This window comes from Priestia megaterium, from assembly GCF_023824195.1.
Taxonomy (GTDB): domain Bacteria; phylum Bacillota; class Bacilli; order Bacillales; family Bacillaceae_H; genus Priestia; species Priestia megaterium_D.
On sequence record NZ_CP085448.1, the window covers coordinates 21,734 to 30,000 of the forward strand.

6 protein-coding genes, 4 tRNA genes and 1 pseudogene (1 of these 11 cut by a window edge) are annotated in these 8,267 nt (G+C 33.1%); 4 read left to right on the forward strand and 7 right to left on the reverse strand.

What is annotated here, in order from left to right:
• Position 1 precedes the first annotated feature (1 nt).
• The 3 genes from LIS78_RS30265 (at position 2) to LIS78_RS30275 (ending at position 3,192) form a co-directional block, all read left to right on the forward strand.
• Positions 2-1,177: a carboxylate--amine ligase gene (locus LIS78_RS30265; protein ID WP_252285750.1), complete on the forward strand. Its 1,176-nt coding sequence runs from the start codon at positions 2-4 to the stop codon at positions 1,175-1,177.
• A gap of 5 nt (positions 1,178-1,182) precedes the next feature.
• Positions 1,183-2,244: an oxidoreductase family protein gene (locus tag LIS78_RS30270; RefSeq protein ID WP_252285751.1), complete on the forward strand. Its 1,062-nt coding sequence runs from the start codon at positions 1,183-1,185 to the stop codon at positions 2,242-2,244.
• A 372-nt stretch (positions 2,245-2,616) separates the two neighbouring features.
• Complete coding sequence (locus tag LIS78_RS30275) at positions 2,617-3,192, forward strand: hypothetical protein (RefSeq protein WP_252285752.1); 576 nt, start codon at positions 2,617-2,619, stop codon at positions 3,190-3,192.
• Positions 3,193-3,405: 213 nt separating this feature from the next.
• Here LIS78_RS30275 and LIS78_RS30280 read toward each other — a convergent pair whose 3' ends face one another.
• Complete coding sequence (locus tag LIS78_RS30280; RefSeq protein WP_252285753.1) at positions 3,406-3,903, reverse strand: exosporium protein D; 498 nt, start codon at positions 3,901-3,903, stop codon at positions 3,406-3,408.
• Between the two features lie 275 nt (positions 3,904-4,178).
• Between LIS78_RS30280 and LIS78_RS30285 the strand changes: the two genes are divergently transcribed.
• Positions 4,179-5,345: a S8 family peptidase gene (locus LIS78_RS30285; protein WP_434092405.1), complete on the forward strand. Its 1,167-nt coding sequence runs from the start codon at positions 4,179-4,181 to the stop codon at positions 5,343-5,345.
• A 186-nt stretch (positions 5,346-5,531) separates the two neighbouring features.
• On the opposite strand, the gene LIS78_RS30290 is transcribed toward LIS78_RS30285, so the two are convergent.
• The 6 genes and pseudogenes from LIS78_RS30290 to LIS78_RS30315 all read right to left on the reverse strand — a co-directional run.
• Positions 5,532-6,008, reverse strand: a complete 477-nt coding sequence (locus LIS78_RS30290; RefSeq protein ID WP_252285755.1) for a hypothetical protein — start codon at positions 6,006-6,008, stop codon at positions 5,532-5,534.
• 201 nt (positions 6,009-6,209) lie between these two features.
• Positions 6,210-7,359 (reverse strand): annotated as a pseudogene (locus LIS78_RS30295) (IS3 family transposase).
• A 615-nt stretch (positions 7,360-7,974) separates the two neighbouring features.
• Positions 7,975-8,046 (reverse strand) — tRNA-Glu (locus LIS78_RS30300).
• 4 nt (positions 8,047-8,050) lie between these two features.
• Positions 8,051-8,125: transfer RNA gene (locus LIS78_RS30305), tRNA-Asn, on the reverse strand.
• A 3-nt stretch (positions 8,126-8,128) separates the two neighbouring features.
• Positions 8,129-8,205: transfer RNA gene (locus LIS78_RS30310), tRNA-Ile, on the reverse strand.
• A gap of 6 nt (positions 8,206-8,211) precedes the next feature.
• A tRNA-Gly gene (locus LIS78_RS30315) sits at positions 8,212-8,267 on the reverse strand (it continues 18 nt past the right edge of the window).

Genomic DNA, 8,267 nt, shown 5'->3' on the forward strand with positions numbered 1-8,267 from the left:
CATGAAACATGAACATTCTGCAGTTGTTCTTGACTTGAGTGCAAATGGGGTTGGAATTATTAGAAGTTTAGCAAGAAAGGGTATAAAAGTTTACGCTTTTGACACAGAAAAACCATATAAAATAGGAAAATCACGCCTCGCTACTTGCAGTATATGCCCTAGCCCCTTAACTGAAGAAAAGAAACTATTAGAATTCTTAATCAATTTATCTAAAAAGATAGGTTTAAAGCCTGTCTTGTACACAGGAGCAGATGACTATGTACAATTCATCTCGAAAAATCGAGATGAATTGTTAAAATATTTCTTGTTTTTATTTCCCGATCATTCTTTAATTGAACAAGTACTTGATAAAAACAAAACCTATGAACTAGCCTTTAAGCATAATATTCCATGCCCGAGAACATATGTGATAGAGAGTAAAGAAGAACTTGAAGATGCTATTGTAAATCTTGATTTCCCTTGTATTTTAAAGCCTGTACTTGGTCACGAATTTAGAAAAAAAATCAATAAAAAAGCGATTGTGCTAGAAACTCCTAATCAATTAAGGAGTGAATATCCACTCTACAGAGAATATGGAAAACTAATTATTCAAGAGCTTATTCCTGGAGACAACCAGTGTTTTTATAAGGTAGCAACCTTTTATGATGATAATATGAATCTCCTCGCATTATTCTCCTTACAAAAGAATCATCAATTCCCTGCAGAATTCGGAACAGGGGCTCATATTGTTAGTAAAAAAGTGCCGGAACTTATCGATATATGTATCCCATTTTTTGAAGAAATAAAGCTTAAAGGTATTGGTATGGCTGAATTCAAAAAAGACCCTCGAGATGGTGTTTACAAATTTATTGAAATAAACCCTCGTTTTTGGTTAACACACAGCCTAACAGGTCCTGCAGGCATTGATTTCGTCTATATCTATTATTTGTATTTAACTAATCAAAATCCAGAACCTAGATTACACCAAATAGACCGTATTAATTGGATTTATCTTGTGAGATATTACCTTACTTTTCTTGAAAAGAAAAAGAAATCAGAAATGACCTTTAAAGACTTTTATAGAGGATTACAAGGTCAAAAAGAGTTTGCTTTATTTGCATGGGATGATCCAATGCCATTTTTCAGAAGCGCATGGTCTCATTTAATTAATGCCTGGAAACGCAAACGAAAGGAATGAATGCTATGCATGACCTTAAAACACTATATCATCAGTTTGAACAATTAAAAATAGCTGAAAAACTTTCTTATTCTATTGGTGAAAAAGTTATCATCGTTCCCTCAGAAATCACATGCCTGAAGTCAACTAAACGAAGCAGTATATACAAACTACTTCTTCGAAGAAGTAATAACTATTATCCAGTTATTTTCAAGGTTTACAATTCAACAGCTTATAAAAACGAAGTAGAAATTAATATTTATAAAAAAGCTTATACTATTTTAAAAGAGTTTTTACCTCGTATTTATCTTATCGAAACGGTCAAAAACGAAACATGGATATTTATGGAATTCGTTAACCAGATACGTGGTCAATTAACCTTCTCTCCAGCCCACTTTCAATATATTATCCCCAGTATAGCTAAACTTCATGGCCAAACTTTCGAAAATAGATTTAAAAAGAACAAAAGTGTTTGGAAGGGTTGGCTTCCTGTTTATACATCTACTTCTATGAAAAAAAATCGAGTTAAATACATGAACCAAACAGTTGATTTACTAAACGCTGCAATTAAAGACAAACGTATTAGCGATATAATAAAGCCTTATTATCCATCGTTAATCAAGCTATATAATAAAGGACCTGATTTCTTCCCTGAATTAGTTGAAAATGGATCGTCTATTACTCATGGTGATCTTCATATGCAAAATATATGTAGCAAAAATGTTACTCAAAATACTCCATGGAATATTCAATTTATTGATTGGGAATCAGCAAAATACTCATCAGTATGGTTTGATATGGTTGTATTAGTGGAATTACTGTTAGGTTTCAGAAAAGATTGGCAACAAAATGCAGAAGAAATTCGGACCCAGTGTGTAAAGATATATGTGAATGAGATGAAGAAATACGGCATTATCTTCACAACAGATCCAATGACCCTCTATAAGATGGCCTACCTGCAACGGACTTTAGAAAGAGGTCTCCACACTCAACTAAGAAGAATCTCCGACAATCGTGAAGGTGAGTTGTTAAGTTATCATCTAGAGAAAATTTCAACATGGGGTGGAGAGTTAGGAATATATGAGTGACAAACTTAAGTCAAACGATTTTCCTGAAAAAGGAGATGAATTCACTACTGTATAGTTATATAACATATTAATAATTTATTCTATTGTTCTTTCTCCTCTTTCTCCTCTTTCTCCCTTGTGAACTTCATTTCGATACTTCCCTTTTCACCTAAATCATTTAGTGTTAAACCTCTTGTTTCTTTTTATACTCTTTTTATCTACAATAATCTTTTCTAATCTCACTTTAATCCCTCATTTTAAAAGAAATTTCCACAATTGAGTTATAAATATAACTAGTTTAAAAGCCGTTTTTTCCTGAATGTACAAGCAACTTTTCTATTTGAAAATAAAATATATAGAAACACCAATTCTAAATAAAGGTAGGGAATTAATTTGACTAAATCTTATTATAATCAAGAAGATGACAATAAATATTTCTTAAAGACTATATATGATAGCCGCGAAAATAAATGCAAAGACAAGCATGAAAAAGATTACGACAAAGATAAACACAAAGACAAGCATGAAAAAGATGACAACAAATATTTCTTAAAGACTATATATGATAGCCGCGAAAATAAATGCAAAGACAAGCATGAAAAAGATTATGGCAAAGATAAATGCAAAGACAAGCATGAAAAAGATTATGGCAAAGATAAATGCAAAGACAAGCATGAAAAAGACTACGGCAAAGATAAATGCAAAGACAAGCATGAAAAAGATTATGGCAAAGATAAATGCAAAGACAAACATGAAAAAGACTATGGCAAAGATAAATGCAAAGACAAACATGAAAAAGACTATGGCAAAGATAAATGCAAAGACAAGCATAAAAAAGACTATGGTAAAGATAAATGCAAAGACAAGCATGAAAAAGATTATGGCAAAGATAAGCGCAAAGACAAACATGAAAAAGATTACGGCAAAGATAAATGTAAGCAAAAATACAATGAGGATTATACTAATTAAAACGTTTAAGTCTATATTTTAGTGGTTTACAACTAAGTAAATGGAGAAAAGACTATTAGCTCTCGAGCTAATAGTCTTTTTGTTTAAATCATACCTTTTTACTCTACACGTTTTCTTTCAAAAATTTTATAAACTTGGGGCAGCCGTTAATTATTTAAAAAAACACATCGAACAGGTAAAGCTAGTCCGATGTGTTTTTTGAAGTCTAATATCTTAGAAATAACATTTTTTATTGTGGTTTTTATTTTGCTCTTTACAGCCAATGCAAAATGTTTTTTGAATGAAGACGTTTAACGTTCCAGCAGTAGTAGGAGATGGGTTGGAAACAGTCAATCTCTCAAAATCTTCAACTTGAAAAGCTCGCGTAGAACCTGCAGGTATAGTAGCCGAGATAGGCATTCTAGAACCTCTTGTGAATATTGAAACTATAAGGCCAGTAGTTACAGCTGATAATTGAAGAAGCGTTTTATTGTGGTTTTTAGTAAAGTCTTCAAAAACATTTACATCCGTAGCGCTAGCAGGAACTGCGATAGTTAATGGGATGTTTCCTGTTAAATTAGTTCCAGAACCTTCAATTGTATGATTTTCAACAAAGAATTTTTCATTACCTTTTTTCTTACTATATGAACCTCTATATGGGTAAGAAGCTTCTAAATAATACACATCATCTTTTTTATTATTACAATGACGATAGCTTTTTATATTAATCACTCCTTTTCTTTTTTATATGATATTTTATTCATTTATCTATAGATTGTTTGTGTGCTTGTCCATTAATGTTAAATTTTATGAATAAAGTTGATTTTTTCCTATTCTAATCTTGAATTAAAAGATAGTCAGAAAAATCAAAACAAGAGAAAGAACCTTTATATGAGGGATGATAATGTAGGTAACAGCTGTTTCTTTGTTGAAAGGTATACTTGTCCAATCCTTCTTAATAGATCGTGAATACTATATTAGTAATTCATTGATTGGGAGGAATGTTAGTGTTTAGTTGGCTTGCTTTAGCATCATCCGTATTTATTATTATATTGTTATTTTATACAGTAAAATATATAGTTACTCTTTTCTATCCAGAACCTCCAACAGCTTTTGAACCAAATCAAATGATTGTTAAATTTAATGAAAATGTATGTGGGCAAAGAGCAGCAGAGATTCACAGTAAAAATAAATGTACTGTATTAGAAGAGAATAATGATTTAGGATATCACCTCGTATACTCAAAAAAGAATATAGAGAAACTTATTAATATTTATGGTGACTTAGATGAAGTAGAGTATGCAGAACCAAACTATATTTTCAAAGCTTCTTATGTGCCAAACGATCCCTTCTACCCTTATCAATATGGTCCCCAAAAGGTACAAGCTCCTCCTGCTTGGGATGTTACAAGAAGTAACAGTAGTATAAAAATTGCAATCGTTGATACAGGTGTTCAACTTAACCATCCTGATTTAGCTTCAAAACTTTTACCTGGTTATAATTTCGTAGATGGAAATACAAACCCGAGTGACGGGAATGGTCACGGTACTCACGTAGCTGGTATTGCTGCAGCTGCAACCAATAATAGTTTAGGTATTGCTGGTATGGCTCCGTTAGCTTCTATATTGCCGGTTCGTGCACTTGATAATGCAGGTAACGGAACTCTAACTAATATTGCAAATGCCATTGTATATGCAGCTAATCAAGGTGCTCAAGTTATTAACTTAAGTTTAGGTGCTCCCCAAGGAGCCGTTACATTGGAAAATGCTATTAATTATGCTTGGAACAAAGGTGCTTTTATTGTAGCAGCTGCCGGAAATGATGGAGCTAACATCATAACATACCCTGCATATTATGATAATGTAATTGCTGTAGCTTCTACAGACCAAAATGATCAAAAATCTAGCTTCTCAAATTATGGTACATGGGTAGAAGTAGCAGCTCCTGGCACCAACATTCTATCCACCTATATTGGTAGTTATTATGCATATTTAAGCGGTACTTCAATGGCTTGTCCTCATGTAGCTGGGTTAGCAGCACTGCTAGCAGCTCAAGGTAAAAACAACATACAAATCAGAGATAATATTCAAACCACAGCTGACCCAATACTTGGTACAGGCTCATATTGGACTTATGGAAGGATTAATGCAAACCGAGCAGTTCGCCAAAGTTAATAATAAATATCTTTTACTCATTTAGTTATCTCTAATTTATATTCTTCTTTAAATATCCTCTAAAAAGGCACCATTTCTTATCCCATAAAAATTTTTCACCTTTCATCTCACAAAATATACCTCTTGTTCAATCAAATTATTCTTAATTGAACAAGAGGTTACCTTCTAATAAGCAACGCATTTTCCTTACATATTTTGTTTACGTTTATCAATCATTTCATAAACAAGATCTTCATTACTTTCTAAAAGTTCCTTAGTAGTTGTATGATGATTTTTTGCATGACGAGAAAAATTAGCTTTGCTATACCATTGCTGACATAGTGGACATGGCAATTCGTTTTCAATCTCATAATGGTTTGAGGTCCATCGTGTAGAAAAAGAAGAAGATTTGCCTGTATTGTTTCTTGTATACGATGTGTTCCCATGGTGTATAATCTTTTGTAGTTGTTCTGTAGTCACGGCAACCTCATTTGTATTCGAGTTGTATAGATTATCTTCTAATTCTTCTTTAATTAGCAAATATCCAGCCTCTGACATAGACAATCCTAACTCAACACAACGTTGTCGAAATTGCTCATATATACTTTCTGGTAACCGAATCGGTAACACTTTACTTTGTTCTTTTAATTTTGATCGACGAGCGTACTTATCTAATTTCCCCACTCTATCACCTCGTATATACAATTTGTATACATATTCAATAGGAAAGTCTTACGTTCCTGCTATTTATCCGACTACATTTTGTATACATCATGTAGTCATTGAGTTTTTTCATTTGAAAATATAGATGAAATGTTATTATTCATAACTTCATTTTTTGTAAGTGGATTTGAGTCAATAATTTGGACACAAAAAAGTTAAGTCTTAAGCTGTTTTTCTCATTTGATCCTCAATCGCTTGAGGAGTTTGATAGCCAAGGCTACTATGGATTCTGTTTCGGTTATACCATCCTTCTATAAACTGGAATATGGATACTTTTGCAGCTGAATAGTCTGTATATTGCGTATGATACACTTCTTCTTTCTTTAATATGGCATGAAACGATTCTATGCAGGCATTATCATAAGAGCAGCCTTTCTGGCTGAAAGACTGCTTCATCTCGTATTTGTGGACATGCTGAGTAAACTCACTACTTGTGTATTGTGAGCCAAGATCGGTATGAAGAAGTAAGCCCTTTCGGGGCCTTTGAGCAGTGTAAGCGTTTTGAAGTGCTTCAATGATCAGCTCTGATGTCATTGAACGGGAAAAAGAATAGCCAACAATTTTTTTAGAGTGTAAATCCAATACAGACGCCAAATAGCACCAACCATCTCTTACCGTAGGGATATACGTAATATCTGCCACCCATTTCTCATTAATAGTCTGTGTAGAAAAATCTCGTTTCAACAGTTTTTCTAGCTGCAGAACTTTTTCTTTTGACGGATAGGGACGATATTTTTTCTTTGTGATCGAACGAATTCCTGCCCGTTTCATTAAGCGTTGAACACGCTTTAGACTTAGATGACACCCGTTGTTTAATAAGGCCTGATGAATTTTTGGAGCGCCATAACGCGCTTTACTTTTCACATGAATTCGTTGGATTTCTTTCGTCAACTTCTGATCTTCCTCTTCACGGTTTGACACGGTCTTTTTGAACGAGTTGTAGTAGCTACTTCTCGGAATCGTTAACACTTCGCACATTTTCTGACGGTGTATTGCTCTTTATATGTCTCGATAAAATGGTTGAGCTCTGCTTCTGTTATTTTTTCGCGACTATGGCCATAGTCTTTTTTAGAATATCTAATTCTTGTTTTAACCGAAGGTTTTCCTTCTGAATCTCAGCTAATTCTTTAGGTGTTAGAGAGCCTTCCTCTGAACTGATAGGTGTAAATGCCTTCACCCACTTATAGATTGTTACTTCTGATACGCCATATTCGCTGCTTAATTCTTTAACCGAGTTTCCAGCATGATATAAATCCACAATCGTTTTCTTAAAGTCATCATTGTATTTTTTGCCTGCACGTTTACGTTCCATTTCGGACACATCCTCTCAAAGATTATTGTAAGGACTTAATTAAATAGTGTCCATGAAACTATACTAACTCCAATATGATAGACTTTTTGATGGTTGCATTTAAGATAATAACATTTTCGAGAGTATCAGGTATAAAAATAAAACAGGAAATCATTTTTAATAATAAATACTTATTCTCATTTATTTATTATAGTTATTACATATTTATTTTATTTTATATAGAAGTAAAAGTGTAAACTTACTTTCTATAAAAATAGGATATCTTTTATATTATTTGTAGAAAAATGCACTATTTGTCATCACTTAAAGTAAATGCTAAAACTTTATATTTTATTAAATAGTTTCAGTATTTACTTTTGTTCATGAAGATAATTTTATACAATTTATTTAATTTGATCACTTTAAAGATTTATTTCGTATTATGAATATAATACAAAATGTCAATATCCATTAAAAATATAGATAATATACTTATCTAAATAAGTAAAGAGTTTTTTAATCACTATAAAGAAATTTCTTTTAAAAAAGGTTATAAAAATATATCTTTTTTAAAAGCATAATCATTCGTTTTTTCCAAATAAAAAAGCAGTTTGCATATGCAAACTGCTTTTAAGATGACCCGTACGGGATTCGAACCCGTGTTACCGCCGTGAAAGGGCGGTGTCTTAACCGCTTGACCAACGGGCCAGTATGGCTCCACAGGTAGGACTCGAACCTACGACCGATCGGTTAACAGCCGATAGCTCTACCACTGAGCTACTGTGGAATATGGTGGGCCTAAGTGGACTCGAACCACCGACCTCACGCTTATCAGGCGTGCGCTCTAACCAGCTGAGCTATAGGCCCGTTATTTGGAGCGGGTGATGAGAATCGAACTCACGACATCAGCTTGGAAGGCTGAGGTTTTA